The organism is Luteimicrobium sp. NPDC057192 (assembly GCF_042670205.1).
Classification (GTDB): domain Bacteria; phylum Actinomycetota; class Actinomycetes; order Actinomycetales; family Cellulomonadaceae; genus Luteimicrobium.
Genome location: NZ_JBHUWD010000003.1, coordinates 64723 through 84816, shown reverse-complemented (window position 1 = coordinate 84816; position 20094 = coordinate 64723). Strand labels below are relative to the sequence as shown.

Here is a 20094-nt window from a genome sequence, read left to right as displayed (position 1 = left end):
GCGTGACCGTACCGGATCGTTGGGGTCGGTCTTTCTCAGCGGCTCGCGACCGAGCCGTCCTCGCCGACGGAGACGCCCTGCATCCCCCCGTCGACCAGCCACTGGCGCTCGCCCCCGGACTTCCGGACCCACGTGTAGTGCGCGACCAGGTAGTTCCCGGCCGGGAGGTGCTTTGTGAACCTCCCGCGAGCGCCCGGTGCGCACGAGTCGGTGGAGTCGAGCATCGCCCTCTGCTCGGCGTCCCCGTCGAGGGTCGTCCGCCGGCCGGGCCCCGGGTCCGAGCCGAGCGAGACGAGCCGGTTCGAACTGCTGCCCCGGAAGTCCGTGAACCACGCGAGACCGGCCCCGCGGGGGGTCGTGACGGTGGTCATCCTTCCGCCCGGCCCGGTGAGCAGCGAGCCGGTCCACCCCTCCTCGTCCACGCCGAAGGTGCCGTCGATCCCGGCCGCCGCGTTCTCGGTGCCGGCGAGCTGGAACTCCTCGTCGGTCATCCCGCAGGTGAGAGGGCCGCCGCGGACCCACGACGGCTGGTAGCCCTTCGTCGCCAGCGCGAGCGCCGCGGTGCCGGCGGCGTCGTCGTAGCCGGCGCTGCCGTCGTCGTGGACGAGGACGTCGTAGCGGCGGTCGTCCTCGAGGATCCAGCGGTCGGGCTGGGAGGGGTCGCCGGCGGGGATCCGGGCGTAGACGATCGTCTGGTAGGTGCCCGCGGGGAGCGGTCCGGGCTCGCCGTCGGCCGTCGGGGCGCAGTAGTCCGTCGTGTCCCAGGGGCGTACGGGGACCTCGACCCGCTTGCCACGGCCGACGGTCGTCTGGGTGGCGGCGCGCTCGTCCGGCCCGACCCCGACGATCCGACCGTCCTTCACCCACGCCACGGCGCCTCTCGGCACCATCACCTTCCGTGGTTCCGTGCCGTTGTTCCGGAGGGTGATGACCTCGCCGTCGTCGTCCAGGCTGCTCCCGGTCTGGTCGAGCTGGTCCACCGGGTGGGCCCATGCGCGGACGACGAAGTCGTCCGCGCTCTCGCCGCACGCGAGCGCTGACCCCGTGAGCCAGCTCGGTTGGTAACCGTCCGGCGTGGTCGAGAGGACGGTGAGGGCCGTCGGGTCCGAGAGGACATGTGTCCGCCGGTCGTCCGTGGTCGCGAAGAGGTAGGCCTGGTAGGTGCCGGGCTCGACGGCGCCACCGTCGCAGGCCGTGAACCGGACAGGGACGTAGAGCGGCGAGTCCGGCGTCAGGTCGGCCAACGTCGGCCGCGCCTCGCTGGTCCAGCCGTCCCCGGCGACCTCGCGCACATCGACGCCGAGCGCGACGATCATGCCGCCGCGCGCGAGCACGACCTCGGGAGTGAGGCTGTCGAGCAGGTCGAGCAGGTCGAGCTCGTCGGAGGTGGGCTCCGTCAGGCCACCGAGGTAGGCAGGCGCCCACCATCCGTCGGCAGCGACCGTGCTCCCGGTGATGCTGGCAGACCTGTCGTACGTGACGGGCGCGAGCGATCGTCCGGTGGGGAGGGTCGAGCCGCACGCTCCGGCGTACGGGGTGTCCGACGGCGTGGGTTCGGGAGACGACCGGCCCCACGGCCACGCGGTGAAGGCCGTCGTCGCGAGGGCGGCCACGACGACGACCGCGGCGGACGCGACGAGTCCTTGTCGCCGCCCGCGTCGCCGGGCCGCCCGGACCCGGGCGACCACGTCGGGGAGGTGAGCCGTGAGCTGGTCGGAGGGGCCGTCGTCGGGCGACGGAGCCGGTGGACGCGCCGGGTCGCGGCGAGCCTCGCCGGCGCGGGAGGCCCGGGCGAGCCGGTCCTGCTCGCGCCCGACCTGCGCCGCCAGCGCGTCGAGCTCGTCGTCGTCGACCAGACGGATGCTGCCGTGCTCGCCGGTCGTCCGCCGGCCGCCGCGCCGGAAGGCCGCGACGAGCGCGTCGACCGTGAGACCGACCGCGCGGTCCGCGCCCTCGTCGTGCAGCACAAGCGTTTCCGCCCGCGCCACCAGAGCCGCCCCCCGGTGCTCGACGACGGCCCGCAGGTCGTCCTCCCACTGCGCCATGCGCCCCCCTGTGTCGATGTCGCAATGGATAAATCGTTCAGTCAACCCGGCAGTTCGGTCACGAGCCTGTCGGTCTACTTCATGGTCACCGAGCCGTCGTCGTGCACGACGACGGCGTCCGGCCCCGAGCCCTGCAGGATCCACGTGTCCGGGTCGGCGGGGTCGTGGGCGGGGACACGGGCGTAGGCGAGCACCCGATAGGTCCCAGGCTTGAGGGGCTTCGAGGCTACGGCGCCGGTCGCGCAGTAGTCGGTCGTGTCCCACGGACGGGCGGAGAGGGTGACCGTCTTCCCGGGCTCCACGGTGCGCGGCGCGGTTCCGCGTTCGTCGGGACCGACGCCGACGATCCGGTCGTGCTGCACCCAGGCGAGCGCGGCCCGCTTCGGGAGGACGTCGGTCCGGGCCGTCTCGACGGAGTTCTTCAAGGGGTAGGTGAGCCCGTCGTCGTGGATGACGACCCCGACGGTGTCCAGGTCGATGAACGGGTGCGGACCGACGCGGATCAGGAACTCGTCGACCGTCTCGCCGCACGCGAGCGCCGAGCCCTCGAGCCAGCGCGGCTGGTACCCGGCAGGGGTCGCAGGCAGGACGGTCACGGGGGCCGCGTCGGAGAGCACGTGCGCCGACCGGTCGTCGGTCGTCCCGAAGAGATAGGCCCGGTACTCCCCGGCCGGCACCGTGCCGCCGGTGCACGACTCGAACCGGACGGAGAACATGGCAGTGCCCGGGTCATCCGCCACGTAGTCGGCGTACCGGGTCACGTCGCCGGCGTCGCTCGCGACTCCCGCCTCGGCGACTCCCGGCCAGGACCGCTCCGTCGACATGGACCCGTCGGGGGCCATGTACTGGACCTGACCCGTGTCGACGCCGAGCGCGACGACGTTCCCGTCCTTCACGAGCACGAGCTCGGGAGTCATGGAGTCGAGGGTCGCGAGCTCGTCGGTGCTCAGTGCCGACGCGTCGCCGGTGTACTGGGCGAACCAGGGGGAGCCGGCGAGGATCGCACGGTCCTCGGACTCGTCGTCCGTGAGCGACACCGGCAGCAGCGAGGGGCCCGTCGGGAGGGTCGTCCCGCACGCACCGGCGTAGGCGGGGACGGTGGGTTCCGGGTCCGCGGCGGCGCTCTTCCACGGCCAGCCGGCGACCGCGGAGGCGGCGACCGCGACCACGACGACGGCGGCCGCGCCCACGACCCAGGTTCGTCGTCGCGCGCCGCGGCGGGCTTCCCGGACCCGGGCGACCACCTCGGGGAGGCGAGCCGTGAGATCGTCGGAGGGGCCGTCGTCGGGCGGGGTGAGCGGCTCGACGCGACGGACGAAGGTCGCCGGACGTGGGGGCGCGAGGCGGTCCTGGGCGGCGCGGACGGACTGCTCGAGCGCGTCGAGGTCGTCGTCGGTGACGAGCCGGACCGACCCGTGGCCGCCCGCGTCGCGGCCCCGTCGCGCGGCGTGCCGGAAGGTCGTCACGAGGGCGTCGACCGCGAGCTCCAGCGCGGCGTCGGGGGCGTCCTCCGGAGCCTCCTCGAGCGTGACGGCCACGGTGACGGGATCGACGAGCCGGTGCGCGTGCCACAGCAGCGCGGCGCCCCGGTGCTCGACGACGGCCCGCAGGTCGTCCTCCCACTGCGCCACGTGCTCCCCCTCGACGTCCGGCCGCGCGACTCCCGGAAGTGTAGGGGCCTCCGGGGCGCGAACCGTGCCGCGCCGGGGCGGATTCCCGGGCTGCCTCTGTTACCCCTCCTACCGATCTGCGTACACTCGGCCCACGTGCGGGGGCAGCGAAGCCCGCCGCTTCTCAGCTTTCGTCGAGGAGGACGGATGCTCGATCTGGGTTCTTCCAGCGTCACGATCGTCGTCGTGATCGGGGTGATCGCGCTGGCGTCGCTCGCCGTCGCGTACACCTTGCGCAGACAGGTCCTGGCGGCGTCCGAGGGCACCGCCAAGATGCAGGAGATCGCGCAGGCGGTCCAGGAAGGCGCGAGCGCCTACCTCAGCCGGCAGTTCCGCACCCTCGCGATCTTCGCCGTCGTCGTCTTCGGTCTCCTTTTCCTGCTCCCGGGCGACGCGGGCATCCGCGTCGGGCGGTCCGTCGCGTTCCTGTTCGGCGCGTGCTTCTCCGCCGCGATCGGCTACCTCGGCATGTGGCTCGCGACCCGCGCCAACCTGCGCGTCGCGGCTGCGGCCACCCGGCCCGACGGCCGCACCGAGGGCGCGCGCATCGCGTTCCGCACGGGCGGCGTCGTCGGGATGTCGGTGGTGGGCCTCGGCCTGCTCGGCGCGGCGGTCGTCGTGCTGATCTTCCAGGGCGACGCGCCGAGCGTCCTCGAGGGCTTCGGGTTCGGGGCCGCGCTGCTCGCGATGTTCATGCGCGTCGGCGGCGGCATCTTCACCAAGGCCGCGGACGTCGGCGCCGACCTCGTCGGCAAGGTCGAGCAGGGCATCCCCGAGGACGACCCCCGCAACGCAGCGACCATCGCCGACAACGTGGGCGACAACGTCGGCGACTGCGCGGGCATGGCCGCCGACCTCTTCGAGTCGTACGCCGTGACCCTGGTCGCCGCGCTCATCCTCGGCAAGGCCGTCATGGGAGAGAAGGGCCTCGTCTTCCCGCTCATCGTCACCGCGGTGGGCGCGTTCGTCGCGGTCCTCGGCGTGCTCATCACCCGCGTGCGCGGCACCGAGAACGGGCTGCGCGCGATCTACCGCGGCTTCTACGCGTCCGCCCTGGTAGGTGCGATCCTCGCCGCGATCGCCGCGTTCGTGTACCTGCCCGACTCCTTCAAGGGCCTCGGCGGCACCGCGGACCTGTCCGGCGTGACCGCGGACCCGCGCATCGTCGCGAGCCTGGCGGTCGTCGTCGGCGTCGTGCTGGCGGGCGTCATCCTGTGGCTCACCGGGTACTTCACCGGCACGACGTCGAAGCCCACGCTCCACGTCGCCGCCACCTCCCGGACGGGCGCGGCGACCGTCGTCCTCTCGGGCATCGGGGTCGGGTTCGAGTCCGCCGTCTACACGGCGGGCGTCGTCGCGGCCGCGATCCTCGCCGCGTTCCTCCTCGCCGGCGGGTCGGTGTGGCTCGCGCTGTTCCTCGTGGCGCTCGCGGGCTGCGGGCTCCTGACGACCGTGGGCGTCATCGTCGCGATGGACACGTTCGGGCCCGTGAGCGACAACGCGCAGGGCATCTACGAGATGGCCGTCGGGGAGGACTCGGAGAACCCGGAGGCCGCCGACGACAACGACGCCGCCCAGACCCTCACGGACCTCGACGCCGTCGGCAACACCACCAAGGCGATCACCAAGGGCATCGCGATCGCGACCGCGGTCCTCGCCGCGACCGCGCTCTTCGGCTCGTACGCCGACGCCGTCGGGCGCGCGCTCGCCGACGACAAGGTCGACGTGGGCGGCCTCGGCAGCATCGTGTCGTCGATGCTCAGCTACGAGATCATCTCGCCGGTCACGCTCGTCGGGGTGATCCTCGGCGCCGCGACCGTGTTCCTGTTCTCGGGTCTCGCGATCGACGCCGTGACCCGCGCCGCGGGTGCGATCGTCTACGAGGTGCGCCGGCAGTTCCGCGACCACCCCGGGATCATGACGTTCGACGAGCGTCCCGAGTACGGCAAGGTCGTCGACATCTGCACGCGCGACTCGCTGCGCGAGCTCGCGACCCCCGGTCTGCTCGCCGCGTGCGCGCCGATCGCCGTCGGCTTCGGGCTCGGCGTCGGGCCGCTCGCCGGCTTCCTCGCCGGTGCCATCGCGGCGGGCGTGCTCATGGCCGTGTTCCTCGCGAACTCGGGCGGCGCCTGGGACAACGCGAAGAAGATCGTCGAGGACGGCAACCACGGCGGCAAGGGCTCCGAGGCCCACGCGGCGACCGTCATCGGCGACACCGTCGGCGACCCGTTCAAGGACACCGCCGGCCCCGCGATCAACCCGCTCATCAAGGTCATGAACCTCGTGTCGCTGCTCATCGCGCCCGCGGTGGTGCTGCTGAGCGCGGGCCACGACGCGAACCACGTGCTCCGCATCGGCATCGCGTGCGTCGCGGCGATCGTGGCGTTCGGCGCGATCATCATGTCGCGGCTGCGGGCGTCCAAGGCCGACGACGCCGAGCTCGCCGAGGCCGAGGCGCAGGACGCACGCGACGCCGAGCCGGAGGTCACGCGCGTCCCGTGACGCGCCGTCGTCGGGCTCGGGGACGTCCCGGGCCCGACGACGCAGGGTTTGCGCCTACCCCGCCGTTCCCGACCATGCGGTGACGCACCGGCCCGCGGTGCCGACCATGCGGATATCCCCATGTCCGGCCCGGAATCGGTACATAACCGCATGGTCGGCGGCGGGCGTGGGTGGGTACATAACCGCATGGTCGGCGGCGGGGGTGGTGCCCAGCGTCGTGGTCGGTGGCGCCCCTCACCAGGACGACGTGCCGCCGCCCCCGCCTCCGCCGCCGGAGAACCCGCCGCCGCCCGAGAACGAGCTGCCGCCGCTGTACCCCGTGCCGGACGAGCTCCCGCCCGACGACGGGGGCGTCCAGGCCGAGGCCGACGCCGTGGTGTGCGCGATCCAGTAGCCCGACCAGAAGTCCTGGGAGCCGCGGTTCCAGCCGAGCCCGTCCGGCACGGTGACGCTCCCATCGCGGACGAGCGGCGCGAGCCGCTCGTACCACGCGTCGGCGACGCCGAGCGCCGCGGCCCACGGCAGGAGCGTCCCGAAGAGGTCGTCCCGCGTCGCGAGCGGGTCGAGACCCGCGTCGGGCGCGCGCGTCGACCCGCTCCAGGAGCTCGGGCCCACGCCCCGGCGGGGCTCGCCGCCCGACAGCATCCCCGGCATCGCGCCGGCATCGGACGTGGACGCCACGGGCGCCGCGACGGCCGCGGGGGCGCGCGACGCCCCGAGCTCGACGAGGAACCGCCGGAACGCGCGGGTCTCGTCGACGGACCGGGAGCCCAGCGCGGACCGGTCGGTGGGGCGCAGCCCGTGCACGAACCGCACGACCACGACGACCGGGAACAGACCCGGGACGGGCAGCGCGAGCAGGGTCCACGGCCAGCGCACGGGGTCGCCGGCGCGCATGCGCACCTTGCGCCGGAACAGCGCCCGCTCGGGAGTCTTCTGCCGCTCCTCGAGGTCCTTCCGGACGGCCTTGCGCAACGCCTGGTCGGCGTCGTGGAGGGCGGCGCGGAGCGTCGTCCCGGTGAGCACCGGGCGTTCACGGTCCCGCAGCGCCTCGGCGGTCTCGGGCGAAGCCTCGTCTGCCGTGCCGGGCTCGTCGTCGAGCGCGTGCTCGACGTCGAGCCCGTCCTCGAGGGCGTCGTCGACCATCGCCCGGGTGACGTGCTTCTCGAGCGCGGCGACGACCACCTGCTCGAACCGGTCGCGGCCCGTGCCCGGCTGGACGACCCGCAGCCCGAACGACTCGCCCTCCGGCACGAACGCGACGATCCCGGCCGCCGCGAGCGCGAGCAGGACGCCCGTGGTCTCGTGGCTCGACATCACGCCGTCGACGACGGTGGCCGCGACCGGGAGCGGCAGGTCCGGGGGAGTGCTGCGCGGTCCGACGGCGGCCACGGACGTCGCGTCCCGCGCGTCGCGGTGCGTCAGCCGCCAGACCGCGGCGACGACGACGGACACGACCAGGCTCAGCGCACCGAGGCCCAGGAGCAGACCGGCGTACACCGCGAGCCACTGCGGCGGCGCGCGGAACGCGAGGTCCGGGCCGGTCGCGGCGACGCTGCCGCTCGGCATCGTGACGTCGATCGTGAGGCCCTCGCCGCCGTCGAGGTCCGCGGCCCGGAAGGTCGCCGTCGTCCCGGACGACGCGGCATCGGCGCAGGCGTCCGTCGAGCCGGGCTCGCCGACCCAGCAGCGCGCCCCGGCGGCCGTGGCGGGGAGGTGGACGGTCACGTCGACGGCCCGGTGCAGCGTGGACGACATGTGCCCGGTGACGTCCCAGGACAGCTCGTCGTGGCCGTCGCGCCGCAGCATCGCGCCCTCGACGCGGTAGCGCACCACGTAGGTCGCGGTCGGGGTCCGGACGCGTGCGTCCTCGCTCCCGACGCGGACGTCCGTCGTCCGGAGCCGCTCGGCACCGGTCGTCGACTCGTGCACGGTCGTGTCGGCGTCGGTCGGGCTCGTCACCCCCAGCACGTCGAGGCCGTAGGTGCGGTCGCGCCAGGTGGACCAGGGCTCGCGCGTCACCAGGGACCGGACGATGCCGTGCTGGTTCGAGTAGCGGCCGAACCGGTAGACGATCGTCTCGGTGACGTCGAGCGAGCCGTCGGCCCCGACGGTGTAGTCGGCGCTGAAGCGGTCGATCGTGTCGTCGTACCGGGACGCGAGCGTGGGCTGCTGGGGGGTGACGCCGGGGACGTCGGGCGCCCCGACGACGAGCCCGCTGTCGCCGATCTCGGCGCGCACGCCGTCGCCCTCCGCGGCGCAGTCGACGCGGTCGTCGTCGTAGCCGGTGACGCCACCGCAGGTGAGTCCCGACACCGGGCCGCGCGGACCGACGACCCGGACGTCCGCCCGACGGACTTGCGGCGTCGTGTACGAGTCGACCAGGGGGAGCGAGAGCGCCGCGCCCGTCCCGCCGTCCTGCGCCGGGAGGACGGCGCCCGCGACGTCGTACGACAGGGTGAACGTCGCGCCGTGGACCGGGTCGTCGAGGAAGTCCGGCCAGACGACGTCGAGGTCGTCGGCGCCGCCGATCGAGTCGACGTCCACGGGCACCGTCCGGGTGGTCCCGGCGTCGTCGCCGAGGCGGACCGTGCCCTTCACGTGCGACAGCGTCTGGACGGTCGCGAGCGAGTCGGCGTACGTGTCGTGGCTCCCCTCCCAGGACTGCCAGGTGGGCACGTGCCACCACAGGTGCGGCAGGTCCTCGGGCTCGGCGTAGCGCACGTCGACGGTCGCCTCGACGTGGACGCCGCCGTCCTTCGCGACGGTCACGACGAACGATGCGTCGTCGATCCGGTCGTCGGCCACGCTCGCGCGTGCGGGCGGAGTGGCGTGCGCCGGGGAGGCGGCGAGCCCGGACGCCACGAGGACGACGGCCGCGGCGAGCGCGCGCAGCAGCACGCGGGGGCGGGTCAGGGTCGACGGGCTCACGGCGCGAACCCTAGCGGGCGCACGCGCCGAGCACGGCCTCGGGGAAAAGCGGGACCCACGGTCTCAGGTACTCTGCACGCGTGACAGAGAGGTCAGCGCCCGTGGCGCCCCCCGACCCCGTGGGCGACCGCGCGCCCGGCGAGCGACGCAGCCGGCTCGCCGCGCTGGGCGGCATCGTCGGCTTCCTCGTGTTCGTCGAGCTGACGAGCGGCATCATCCAGGGCTACTACACGCCGCTGCTCACCGACGTCGCCCGCCACCTGGGCATCCACGACGCCGACGTGAACTGGTTCCAGGCCGCCCAGCTGCTCTTCTCCGGGCTGTGCGTGCCGGTCCTCGCCAAGACGGGCGACGTCCTCGGCTACCGCCGCGTCCTCCTGTGGACGACGGCGGTCACCGCGCTCGCCGCGTGGGGCGTGGCGTTCGCGCCGTCGTTCGTGACCTATCTGATCGCGTGGACCCTCATGGGCACGTACACGGTGTGGCTGCCGCTCGAGGTCGCGCTCATCCACCACCGCGCACGCGGCAAGGCCGACGCTCGCGGGCTCACGCGCCGCGCCACCGGCCTGATCGTCGCGGCGCTCCAGGCCGGCGCGATCGTCGGCGCGCTGCTCGCCGGGCAGCTCGGCGACGCGCTCGGCCGCGACCGACTCTGGCTCACGCTGTCCGTGCCGGCGCTCGCTGTGACGGCGGCGTTCGTCGTCGTGCTGCTCAAGGTGCCCGAGAGCCCGGACGTCGCCGGCGGCCGCGTGGACACGGGCGGCGCCGTGCTGCTGACGCTCGCGTTGCTCGGCGTGAGCGCCGGGCTCATGTACCTGCGGGTCGAGGGGCCCGACGTGTGGTGGGTCTGGGCGCTCATGGCCGTGGGGCTGGCGCTGCTGTGGCCGTTCGGCCGCTGGGAGCTCCGCCAGCAGGACCCGCTCGTCGACCTCCGCGTCATGCGCCGGGCGTCGATGTGGCCGGTGCTCGTGACGTCGGGCCTGTTCGGGATCAGCGTGCTCGGCGCCCAGGACGCGTTGTCGACGTTCGCCCGCACCGACCGCGCCGACTACGGCTACGGGCTCGGCGCGGACGCCGCGACCGTGTCGTACCTGATCGGCGGGTACGTGATCTCGTGCCTCGTGGGCGCCCTCCTGTTCGCCCGGGTCTCCGCGGCCCTGACCCCGCGCCGGACGCTCATCGGCGCCGCGCTCCTGGTCGCCGTCGGCTACCTGCTCTTCGTCCCGTTCCACGACACGGTCGCGCAGGTCGTCGTCAACATGGTCGTCGCGGGCCTCGGCTCGGGCGCCCTGGTCGCGGCGCTGCCCGCGGCGGCGGCAGCGGCCGCACCGCGCGAGCGCACGGCCGTCGCGACCGGCCTCACCAACACCACGAAGACCATCGGCGGCTCGTTCGCCTCCGCGGTCTTCGCTCTCGCCCTCGTGACCGGCACGACGGCGACGCTCACGGGCGGCGAGGGGACAGCCGGGTCCCTCGGCGGCTACCACGCCGTCTGGCTGATCTGCGGCCTGACCGCCCTCGTGTCCGCGGTGCTGCTCGCGTTCGTCCCGCGCCTCGCGTTCAGCGACACCGACCCGGCCGGTCCCGCCGACGACGCCGGAGCGGGCGCCGTCGCCGGTCCCGGCACCACCCTGCCCGTCCCCGGAGCGACCTCGTGACCGAGCCCGCAGCGCCTGTCCTGCCCGCCGCCGACGCCGTCGCCGCGCGCCTGTCCGCGCTCGTCCGCGTCCCGACGATCTCCTCGCGCGTCCCCGAGGAGGTCGACCCGGCCCGCTTCGCCGAGCTGGTGGCGCTCCTCGAGGCCCTCTACCCGCACGCCCACCGCGTGCTCGAGCGCGAGCTGGTCTCGCGCCCCTCCGGCGACGGCGAGGCGCCCCAGGGGCAGAGCCTCCTCTTCCGGTGGCGCGGGACGGGCGGCGCCGTGGGCGAGCGCGAGCCCGTCGTCCTCATGGCGCACTACGACGTCGTCGCGGTCCCGGGGCTGCCCGTGCCCGTCGTCGACGTCGAGGCGCCGGCCGAGGGCTGGACGCACCCGCCGTTCGCGGGGGTCGTGCGGGACGGCGTCGTGTGGGGCCGCGGGACGCTCGACGACAAGGGGTCGCTCGTCGTCGTGCTCGAGGCCGTCGAGGCGCTCGTGGCCGCCGGCTGGGCCCCGCCGCGCGACGTGTACCTGTCGTTCGGGCACAACGAGGAGACCGCGGGCGACGGCGCACGGGAGGCGGTCCGCCGGCTCCGCGAGCGCGGCGTGACGCCGTGGCTCGTGCTCGACGAGGGCGGCGCCGTCGTGCAGGGCGCGATGCCCGGCGTCGCGGCCCCGACGGCCGTGGTCGGGATCGCGGAGAAGGGCATCCTCGATCTCGAGCTGTCCACGCGCGACGAGGGCGGCCATGCCTCGACCCCCGCGCGGAACGGCGCGACGGTGCGCCTGGCCCGCGCGATCGCGCGCATCGACGACCACCCGTTCCCACCGCGGCTCTCCGCGCCGGTCCGCGCGCTGCTCGCGACGCTCGCCGGCCACGCCGACGGCCCGATGCGGCGCGTCTTCGCGAACGCCGACCGGCTCGCACCCGTCGTCGCGCGCGCGTTCACGCGGCTCGGCGTCGAGCCCGCGGCGCTCGTCCGGACGACCGTCGCGATCACCCAGCTCGAGGGAAGCCCGGGCGCGAACGTCCTCGCGCAGACCGCCCGTGCGAACGCGAACGTCCGGATCCTTCCCGGCGAGACCGTGGCGACCGTCGTCGCGCGCCTGACCCGGGTGGTCGACGACCCGACGGTCACGCTGCGCGTCGTCTCGGGCGAGGACCCGTCGCCCGTCTCGCCCGCCGAGGGGCCGCAGTGGGACCTGCTGCGCGGCGCGCTCGCGGCGTCGTACCCGGACGCCGTCCTCACCCCGTACGTGCAGCTCGGTGCGTCGGACTCGCGGCACTACTGCGCCATCTCGGAGCACGTGTACCGGTTCTCGCCGTTCGACATGACGTCCGAGCAGCGCGGGTCGATCCACGGCATCGACGAGCACCTCGCTGTCGACGCGCTCGGCCGCGGCGTGGCGTTCGTCGCGGCGCTCCTCGAGGCAGTGCCTGCCCCCGTGCCCGCTCCGTAGGCTGGGCACGTGCGGATCCTCAGCTACAACGTGCGCTCGCTCAAGCAGGACCGGCACGCGGTCGTGACGGTCCTGCGGGCGACGGACGCCGACGTCGTCGCGCTCCAGGAGCCGCCCAAGTGGTGGGCGTCGAACGTCCGCCTCCAGGCGCTCGCCCGCGACGCCGGGCTCAAGGTCGCGGTGCCCGGCGGGATCGTGGGCGCGCGGACGACGGCCCTGCTCGTGCGCCCCGGGGTCGAGGTCGTGAGCGCGCGCGCGGTGCGGCTCCCGCTGCGGGTCGTGCGCCGCAGCCACTGGTTCCCCACGCTCCGGGGCGCCGCGGTCGCGCGGCTCCGGTTCCCCGCCGCCGACGACGTTCCCGCGTTCGACGTCACGGTCGCCTCCGTGCACCTCTCGCTCGACGTCGACGAGCGGGCCCGCCACCAGCCCCGCATCGAGGCCGCCGTGAGCGGCCTGTCGCCGGACGGCTGGGGCGACGTCGTCGTCGCGGGGGACCTCAACGAGGAACCGGGCGGCGCCGCCTGGGAGGCGTTCGGCGACCACGGGCTCGCCGACGCCGGCGCCGCCGACGGGCGCCCCACGTTCTCCACGACGAGCCCGCGCAAGCGGCTGGACGTCGTGCTCGCGGGCCCGCGGCTCGGTGCCGTCGCGCGCCGGGTCGACCTCGACGTCCTGGCGCGCGCGAGCGACCACTTCCCGGTCGTGGCCGAGGTGCTCCCGCTCGCCTGACGGGCGCGCGGCGGACGGGGAGCACTCCCCGTCCGCGCTGCTGGACGCGCAGCCTGCGCACAGGGAATCATCGGGTTCCGTCGTGCGTCCGCACGGCGCCGCGCTTCCCGAGGAACGAGCCCGCATGTCCCAGCAGGACCCCCAGCCGCCCACCGACCCCTACGCCCAGTCCGGCGGAGCCGCGCCCGAGGGGACCCCTGCCGCCGCGCCCACGCCCCCGCCGTACGCGGGCGCCGAGACGCCGGGTGTCGCGCCCGGCTACGCGCCGCAGCCCGGCTACCCCGCGCAGCCCGGGTATCCCGCGCAGCCCGGCTATCCGGGCGCCCCGGTGCAGCCCGGCCAGCCAGGCGGCATCGACCCGGGCCGCGGGCTCGGCGTCGCGGGGCTGATCCTCAGCTGCATCTTCTTCATCCCGCTCGCCCTGATCGTCGGGGTCATCCTGAGCGCCGTGGCCCGCTCGAAGTCGAAGAAGGCCGGTTTCAAGAACCCCATGGCCGCGTGGGGCCTCGGCCTCGGGATCGGGTTCCTCGCGGTCTGGGCCGTGATCGCCGGCATCCTGATCGCCGTCGCCGCGACGCACAGCGACGAGATCGGCGACGCGCTCGAGGGCGCCGGTGACCCGACGATCCGCGCGTTCTGCCAGGCCGACGCCGACCTCACGACGGAGATGAACGCGCTCCAGGACCCGTCCTCGATGGACACGTCCGAGTGGGTCAAGGGCATCATCCGGTCGCGCGACGACCTGGCCGCCGTCGAGGCGCCGGCCGCGATCGCCGACGACTGGGACACCGTCGTGTCGTTCTTCGACGCGGCCGCCACGCCGCTCGAGTCCGTGGACGCGAGCGACCCCGACGCCGTCGCGAAGGCCATGTCGTCCAACGGGCTCACGCAGGACGACCTCACGGAGCTGCAGACGGCCGGCGAGAACATCGACGACTGGGCCTCGACGCACTGCGCGGCCGTGCCGGTCGACTGACCTGCGCCGCCGTCGGGACGCCGCCCGCCCCGCTCTCCGGGGGCGGGCGGCGTACCACTCTCCGGGGCGTCCGGTCGATGGGGACCGCTCCCCGGGTGAAGGCTGTGGACGGCCTGGACCCCGAACGTTGTCATAGGGAACGATCAGGGCGTGACCAGAAAACTCATGGCCCGTGCCGTCCTGCCCGTCGCGCTCCTCGCGCTGGCGGCCCCGACCCTCACCGCCTGCTCGTCCGACTCCGGGTCCGGCGGCGGGAGCTCCAAGGCCGACTTCTGCAAGCTCGACAAGAACCTCGAGCTCGACGACGCGCTGTCGGACGTCGACCCCACGGACCCCAAGGCCGCCGTCGACGCCATCTCGACGATCAACGACAAGATCAAGGACGTCCAGGCGCCCGACGAGATCAAGGAAGCCTGGGGCAGCATGCAGAAGTTCTTCGCCGACTTCAGCCAGGCCGTGGACGGCGTCGACACGTCCGACCCGACCGCCTTCGCCTCGGCGCTCCAGGACACCGACCTGCAGTCGGAGGCCGCGACGATGCAGGACGCGGGCCAGAAGATCTCCGACTACGTGTCGAAGAACTGCAGCTGACCGGGAGGATGGGGGCATGAGCTCCCGCCCCGCGCCCCGCACCGATCCGCGTCTCCTCGACGCGCTTCGCGCCGACCTCGACGCCGCCCGCTTCACCGTGGGCGGCGTCGAGTCCGTCGTGGGGCCGCTCGCCGCCGCAGCGCTGCACCGCGAGCAGGACGTCCCCGCGGTCCGCGCCACCACCGACGCGCTGCGCCGCCCCGGGCCAGAGCCGGTCGCGGTGCTCACGCACGCGTTCGTCCTCGGTCGCCCCGTCCCGCGTCGCCTGCTCGACGCCGCCCTGCCCACCCTCGGGTCCGACGGCGCCGTCCGGCTCGGGCTGGCCCACGCCTCCGGAGCGGGCGCCGACGACGAGGTCCTGGCCGCCGCCGACCTGCGCCCCTACGAGGCCGTCGACGCCGCCGGGGACGTGACGTGGTGGCTCGCGTCCGACCTCGGCGAGCTGCAGACCGGCGTCCGGCTCGCCGCCGACCACGTGCTCGGCGCGGGGGGCGCGTCCACGACCCTCGCGCAGGTCACGATGCGCACGCCCGTCGGGCGCGTGCTCGACCTCGGCACGGGGTGCGGAATCCAGGCCCTGCACGCCGCGCGGCACGCTGGCGCCGTCGTCGCGACGGACATCTCGGCGCGGGCGCTCGCGTTCGCGGGGTTCAACGTGGCCCTCAACCACGCGGCCGGGGGGGTCGGCGAGGTCGAGCTGCGCGAGGGTTCGATGCTCGAGCCCGTCGCGGGCGAGCAGTTCGACCTCGTCGTCTCGAACCCGCCGTTCGTCATCACCCCGCACACCGGCTCCCCGCTGCCCGACTACGAGTACCGCGACGGCGGCCGATCGGGCGACGCCGTCGTGCGCGACCTGGTCCGCGGCGTCGGGAGCGTGCTGGCGCCCGGCGGCGTCGCGCAGCTCCTCGGCAACTGGGAGCACCGCCGCGGCGAGCCGTGGACCGAGCGCGTCGGCGCGTGGCTCGACGAGGCCGGGCTCGACGGGTGGGTCGTGCAGCGCGAGGTCCAGGACCCCGCCGAGTACGCCGAGACGTGGATCCGCGACGGTGGCACGACGCCCGAGCGCGAGCCGGGCACGTGGGCGCGCGCGTACGGGGCGTGGCTCGACGACTTCGCGAGGCGTGACGTCGAGGCGATCGGGTTCGGGATCGTGACGTTGCGGCGCCCCGACCCGGCCGGCCCGGCCGGCGGGCGCGTGACCCTCCGGCGCCTCGAGGAGCACACGGGCACCGTCCGGCAGCCGCTCGGCGGCCACCTCGCCGCGACGCTGCGCGCGCACGACTGGCTCGTCGGGCTCGGGACGTCGTCGGCGCTCGTCGACGAGCGGCTCGTCGTCGCGGGCGACGTGACCGAGGAGCGGTACCTCACGCCGGGCGCCGCGCACCCGAACGTCGTGCTGCTCCGTCAGGGTGACGGGTTCGGGCGGGCCGTGCACGCGTCGACCGCGCTCGCCGCCCTCACCGGCGCGTGCGACGGCGAGCTCACCGTCGGGCAGCTCGCGACCGCCATCGCCGCACTCTTCGACGTCCCGGCGAACGAGCTGGCCGCCGAGCTGCTGCCCGCGGTCCGCGGGCTCGTGGAGGACGGGTTCCTGACCCCGGCCCCCTGAGCTCGTCCGGGCGCGGCGGCGGTCAGGCCGGCGACGACGGCGACGCGTGCGCCGAGCGCCGGACGAGCCGCTGCAGGAGCTCGCGCTCGTCGTCGTCGAGGCCGCACAGCACGGACTCCTCGGCGACGCGGACGGCGTCCTCGAACCGCCGCAGCGCAGCCCGCCCGCTGGCGGTCGCGACGACCCGCCGGGCGCGCCGGTCGTGCTCGGCCTCGCGCCGTTCGACGAGCCCCTCGGCGACGAGGTCGTCGAGCAGGTAGGTCATGACGGTCCGGTCGATGCCGAGCGACTCGGCGAGCGCCGCCTGGGTGGGCGGCTCGTCGTGCACGACGGCGCCCAGCACCTGGAAGCCCCGCGGCCCGTGGGGGACGCCGGCGAGCGCGAGGTCGACGGCGTCGTGCCAGCGCCGCAGCAGGATCCCGAGGGACTGCCCGAGGTCGACGCGGCGGCAGGCGTCGCTCACCGTGGTCGCCTCGCGCGCGTCCCCGCCCGGGGCTCTCGAGGTCGTCGTGGTCATGGCACCAGGATACGCTGGAATAGTCTGTCGTACAGATCAGTTGTCGAGCAGATGATTCGGCGGGGTGTCCGCCGCAGCGAACGGAGCAGCATGAGCGACTACGGCCACGACCTCGCCTTCGGGTCCTTCCTCACCCCGCAGGCAGGTGCGCCCGACGACGTCGTGAACCTCGCCGTCCTCTCGGAGGAGGTCGGCCTCGACCTCGTGACCTTCCAGGACCACCCGTACAACGCGGGCTTCCTCGACACCTGGACGCTCCTCTCGTTCGTCGCGGCCCGCACCGAGCGCGTGCACCTGTCGCCCAACGTCGCCAACCTGCCGCTCCGTCCGCCGGCCGTGCTCGCGCGCGCCGCCGCGAGCCTCGACCTCCTCTCGCACGGCCGCGCCGAGCTGGGCCTCGGCTCGGGCGCGTTCTGGGACGGCATCGCGGCGATGGGTGGCGAGCGGCTCACCCCGGCCGAGGGCGTCGACGCGCTCGAGGAGGCCATCGACGTCATCCGCGGCATCTGGGACGCCGACGACCGCACCGTCCTGCGCGCGGGCGGCGAGCACCACCACGTCGCGGGCGCCCGGCGCGGGCCCCGGCCCGCGCACGCGATCGGACTCTGGCTCGGCGCCTACAAGCCCCGCATGCTGCGGCTCACGGGAGCCAGGGCAGACGGCTGGCTCCCCTCGCTCGGCTACCTCCAGCCCGGCGACCTCGCGCGCGGCAACGAGATCCTCGACGGCGCCGCGGAGGCCGCCGGGCGCGACCCACGCGAGGTCCGGCGCATCCTCAACATCGGCGGCCGCTTCCGGCCCGACGGCGCAGGGTCGGGCTCGACGCACGGCGGCGGCTCGATCGACGGTCCCGCCCGGCACTGGGTCGACGAGCTCGTCCGGTACGTCCTCGAGGACGGCGTCGGGACGTTCGTCCTCGGGTCCGACAACCCGCGTGACCTCACCACCTTCGCCCAGGACGTCGCGCCCGCGGTCCGCGAGGCCGTCGCGGCCGAGCGGGCGTCGTCGGGCACGGACACCGGGCCGGTGCGCAGCCCGCGCGCGCTCACGCTGCGCGCGCCAGGGATCGACTACGACGCGATCCCCGCGCGCCTGCGCGACCACGCCGTCGAGCCGGGCGACCGCGACTACGCGCGGACGCGCTCGTCGTACATCCGGGGCGGGCGGCCGGGCCTCGTGCTGCGGGCCAAGGACGCGCAGGACGTCGTCGAAGGGCTCGGCTTCGCGCGCGAGCAGCAGGCGCGCGGCGCGTGGGACGGCGTGGGCCGGCTCCCGCTCTCGGTGCGCAGCGCGGGGCACGGCATCTCCGGGCACTCGACCAACGACGGCGGGATCGTCCTCGACCTGCGCGCCCTCGACCAGGTGACCGTCCTCGACCCGGCGACGCGGCGCGTGCGCGTCGGCGCCGGAGCGAGCTGGGGCCACGTCGCGGCGGCGCTCGCCGACCACGGCTGGGGCATGAGCTCGGGCGACTCCGGCGACGTCGGGGTGGGCGGGCTCGCGACCGCGGGCGGCGTCGGGCTCATGGGCCGCCTCCACGGGCTGACGATCGACCACGCGGTCGCGTACGACGTCGTCCTCGCGGACGGCTCGCTCGTCCACGCCACCGCGGACGAGCACCCCGACCTCTTCTGGGGGCTGCGCGGGGCGGGCGGTGGACTCGGCATCGTGACCGCGGTCGAGCTCGAGGCGTACGAGGTCCCGCCCGTCGTGCTCGCGATCATGCTGTACGACGCGTCCGATGCGAGGGGTCTCCTCGAGGCCTGGGGGTCCGCCGTCGAGGACGCGCCCCGCGAGCTCACGAGCTTCCTCACCATGCAGCCGGGGCGCGGCGAGACGCCCGCGCTCGCGCAGGCCATGACGGTCGTCGCGTCCGACGACGTCGCGCTCGCCGAGCGCGCGCTCGAGCCGCTGCTCCGGGTCGCGCCCCTGCTGCAGCAGCAGGCGCAGCTCGCCCCGTACGCGGCGGTGGTCGCCCCGCACGACGCCGAGCACCTCGCCGACGGGCCCGGCGGCGTCTTCCGGAACACGCTCGTCGACCGGCTCGACGACCGGACCGCGGCCGCCGCGGCGACGGCGTTCGAGTCCGGGCGGTTCGGCATGTTCCAGGTGCGGGCCGTCGGGGGAGCGGTCAACGACGTGGCGTCCGACGCGACCGCGTACGCCCACCGCGACGGGCAGCAGTTCGACGTGTCGGGCGTCGGGTTCGGCAGCCGGGAACGCGCCGACGCGGTGTGGGACGACGCGCTCGACCCGGTCGCGCACGGCGAGTACGTGAGCCTGTCGACGGACCGCCGCCCCGAGCGCGTCGAGCGGGTCTACCCGGGTGCGACGCTCGCGCGGCTGCGCGACCTCAAGCGCCGCTACGACCCGGAGAACGTGTTCGACCGGAACATCCCGCTCCTCTGACGTCGTACCTCGCGAGGTACCCCGGCATCCGTCTACTTCGCGAGGTACCCGGGCATCCGGTCTACTTCGCGAGGTACCCCGGCGTCCGGTCTACTTGGCGAGGTACCCGGGCATCCGGTCTACTTCGCGAGGTACCCCGGCATCCGGTCTACTTCGCGGGGTACCCGGGCATCCGGTCTACTTCGCGAGGAGGGGTCAGCGGGTGGCGCAGGCGGGGTCGCGCGACCCGAACACCCAGAAGCGGAACAGCAGGAACCGCAGGGCGGTCGCGGCGAGGTTGGCGAGGCACAGCACCCCGAGCTCGAGGACGTGCGACGCCCCCGGCACCAGCGCACCGAGCAGCGCCAGCGCGCCCGACGTCAGGCCCCAGCCCAGGCCGAACACGAGCAGGCCCTGGCCGTGGTGCCGGGCCGCGCCCTCGCGCCCGCGGACGCCGAACGTGTGCCGGCGGTTGAGGGCGGTGTTGAGGACGGCCGCCACGAGCTGGGCGGCGAAGTTCGCCGTCTGGTCTCCCCAGGGGTTCGACAGCGTCAGGTACAGGAGCGCGTAGACCGAGGTGCAGAGCGCGCCGACGCCGACGAAGCTCAGCATCTGCGCGAGGAGAGCCGCGTGCGGGTGGACGGCGTGGGCGTTCGCGTGGCCGGGGCCGCGCTGGGCGGCCCGTCCCGGGAGCGCAGCCCGCACGACGCCGAAAGGCACCGTCCCGAGCACGAGGTCGCGGACCAGGACCGCGACACCCTTGAGGTTGCCGGTCGCCCCGGCGGCGGGGGCCTCGACCGGCTGTGACGGCAGGTCGAGCTGCACGCCGGGAGCGCTGCGGAGCGTCGGGACCGGGTGGGCGTGGTGGGTCGACCGGTGGACGCGCCGCAGGGTGCGGTGCGCCTTGTCGGTCACCGCCGCAGGCCCTGTCGGCCTCGGCGCCGAGGTCGTCGCGGTCATGGTGGGCACGATCATGCCACTCATTTCTGGTGCCTCCGACCACCCCTGAGAGTTCGGCGGGAGCACGCCGTGAGCG

At 74.8% G+C, this 20094-nt stretch carries 13 protein-coding genes; 8 read left to right on the top strand and 5 right to left on the bottom strand.

What is annotated here, in order from left to right; translation table 11 throughout:
* Positions 1 to 35 precede the first annotated feature (35 nt).
* Together ACFT5B_RS02960 and ACFT5B_RS02955 are read right to left on the bottom strand one after the other, a co-directional pair.
* Positions 36 to 2045 carry a hypothetical protein gene (locus ACFT5B_RS02960; protein ID WP_386796486.1) on the bottom strand — a complete coding sequence of 670 codons (2010 nt, stop codon included), beginning with the start codon at positions 2043 to 2045 and terminating at the stop codon, positions 36 to 38.
* Positions 2046 to 2119: 74 nt separating this feature from the next.
* Complete coding sequence (locus ACFT5B_RS02955) at positions 2120 to 3676, bottom strand: hypothetical protein (RefSeq protein ID WP_386796485.1); 1557 nt, start codon at positions 3674 to 3676, stop codon at positions 2120 to 2122.
* Between the two features lie 186 nt (positions 3677 to 3862).
* Between ACFT5B_RS02955 and ACFT5B_RS02950 the strand changes: the two genes are divergently transcribed.
* Positions 3863 to 6217, top strand: a complete 2355-nt coding sequence (locus tag ACFT5B_RS02950; protein ID WP_386796484.1) for a sodium-translocating pyrophosphatase — start codon at positions 3863 to 3865, stop codon at positions 6215 to 6217.
* A gap of 234 nt (positions 6218 to 6451) precedes the next feature.
* On the opposite strand, the gene ACFT5B_RS02945 is transcribed toward ACFT5B_RS02950, so the two are convergent.
* Positions 6452 to 9148 carry a DUF2207 domain-containing protein gene (locus ACFT5B_RS02945; RefSeq protein WP_386796483.1) on the bottom strand — a complete coding sequence of 899 codons (2697 nt, stop codon included), beginning with the start codon at positions 9146 to 9148 and terminating at the stop codon, positions 6452 to 6454.
* An 80-nt stretch (positions 9149 to 9228) separates the two neighbouring features.
* Here ACFT5B_RS02945 and ACFT5B_RS02940 point away from each other — a divergent pair, with 80 nt between their 5' ends.
* From ACFT5B_RS02940 to ACFT5B_RS02915, 6 genes are all read left to right on the top strand, one after another.
* Positions 9229 to 10806 carry an MFS transporter gene (locus ACFT5B_RS02940; RefSeq protein ID WP_386796482.1) on the top strand — a complete coding sequence of 526 codons (1578 nt, stop codon included), beginning with the start codon at positions 9229 to 9231 and terminating at the stop codon, positions 10804 to 10806.
* Positions 10803 to 12248, top strand: coding sequence for a M20/M25/M40 family metallo-hydrolase (locus ACFT5B_RS02935; protein WP_386796481.1), 1446 nt, complete (start codon positions 10803 to 10805; stop codon positions 12246 to 12248). The genes ACFT5B_RS02940 and ACFT5B_RS02935 overlap by 4 nt, the downstream gene beginning before the upstream one ends.
* A 9-nt stretch (positions 12249 to 12257) precedes the next feature.
* Entirely contained in the window at positions 12258 to 12977 is a 720-nt protein-coding gene (locus ACFT5B_RS02930) for an endonuclease/exonuclease/phosphatase family protein (RefSeq protein WP_386796480.1), read from the top strand.
* 124 nt (positions 12978 to 13101) lie between these two features.
* Positions 13102 to 13953, top strand: a complete 852-nt coding sequence (locus tag ACFT5B_RS02925; protein ID WP_386796479.1) for a hypothetical protein — start codon at positions 13102 to 13104, stop codon at positions 13951 to 13953.
* A gap of 150 nt (positions 13954 to 14103) precedes the next feature.
* Positions 14104 to 14544: a hypothetical protein gene (locus ACFT5B_RS02920; protein ID WP_386796478.1), complete on the top strand. Its 441-nt coding sequence runs from the start codon at positions 14104 to 14106 to the stop codon at positions 14542 to 14544.
* A 16-nt stretch (positions 14545 to 14560) separates the two neighbouring features.
* Positions 14561 to 16153 carry a methyltransferase gene (locus ACFT5B_RS02915; protein ID WP_386796477.1) on the top strand — a complete coding sequence of 531 codons (1593 nt, stop codon included), beginning with the start codon at positions 14561 to 14563 and terminating at the stop codon, positions 16151 to 16153.
* A 22-nt stretch (positions 16154 to 16175) separates the two neighbouring features.
* Here the strand turns inward: ACFT5B_RS02915 and ACFT5B_RS02910 are convergent, their stop codons facing one another.
* Positions 16176 to 16670: a MarR family winged helix-turn-helix transcriptional regulator gene (locus tag ACFT5B_RS02910; protein WP_386796476.1), complete on the bottom strand. Its 495-nt coding sequence runs from the start codon at positions 16668 to 16670 to the stop codon at positions 16176 to 16178.
* A gap of 90 nt (positions 16671 to 16760) precedes the next feature.
* Here ACFT5B_RS02910 and ACFT5B_RS02905 point away from each other — a divergent pair, with 90 nt between their 5' ends.
* Entirely contained in the window at positions 16761 to 19079 is a 2319-nt protein-coding gene (locus ACFT5B_RS02905) for an LLM class flavin-dependent oxidoreductase (protein WP_386796475.1), read from the top strand.
* Between the two features lie 195 nt (positions 19080 to 19274).
* Here ACFT5B_RS02905 and ACFT5B_RS02900 read toward each other — a convergent pair whose 3' ends face one another.
* Positions 19275 to 20018: a GtrA family protein gene (locus ACFT5B_RS02900; protein WP_386796474.1), complete on the bottom strand. Its 744-nt coding sequence runs from the start codon at positions 20016 to 20018 to the stop codon at positions 19275 to 19277.
* Between the last annotated feature and the right edge of the window lie 76 nt (positions 20019 to 20094).

Excerpts from the sequence above, each read along its gene's own strand:
- ACFT5B_RS02900 (WP_386796474.1), bottom strand. The coding sequence starts at position 20,018 with ATGACCGCGACGACCTCGGCGCCGAGGCCGACAGGGCCTGCGGCGGTG.
- ACFT5B_RS02915 (WP_386796477.1), top strand. The coding sequence starts at position 14,561 with ATGAGCTCCCGCCCCGCGCCCCGCACCGATCCGCGTCTCCTCGACGCG.
- ACFT5B_RS02925 (WP_386796479.1), top strand. The coding sequence starts at position 13,102 with ATGTCCCAGCAGGACCCCCAGCCGCCCACCGACCCCTACGCCCAGTCC.
- ACFT5B_RS02910 (WP_386796476.1), bottom strand. The coding sequence starts at position 16,670 with ATGACCACGACGACCTCGAGAGCCCCGGGCGGGGACGCGCGCGAGGCG.
- ACFT5B_RS02960 (WP_386796486.1), bottom strand. The coding sequence starts at position 2,045 with ATGGCGCAGTGGGAGGACGACCTGCGGGCCGTCGTCGAGCACCGGGGG.
- ACFT5B_RS02905 (WP_386796475.1), top strand. The coding sequence starts at position 16,761 with ATGAGCGACTACGGCCACGACCTCGCCTTCGGGTCCTTCCTCACCCCG.
- ACFT5B_RS02950 (WP_386796484.1), top strand. The coding sequence starts at position 3,863 with ATGCTCGATCTGGGTTCTTCCAGCGTCACGATCGTCGTCGTGATCGGG.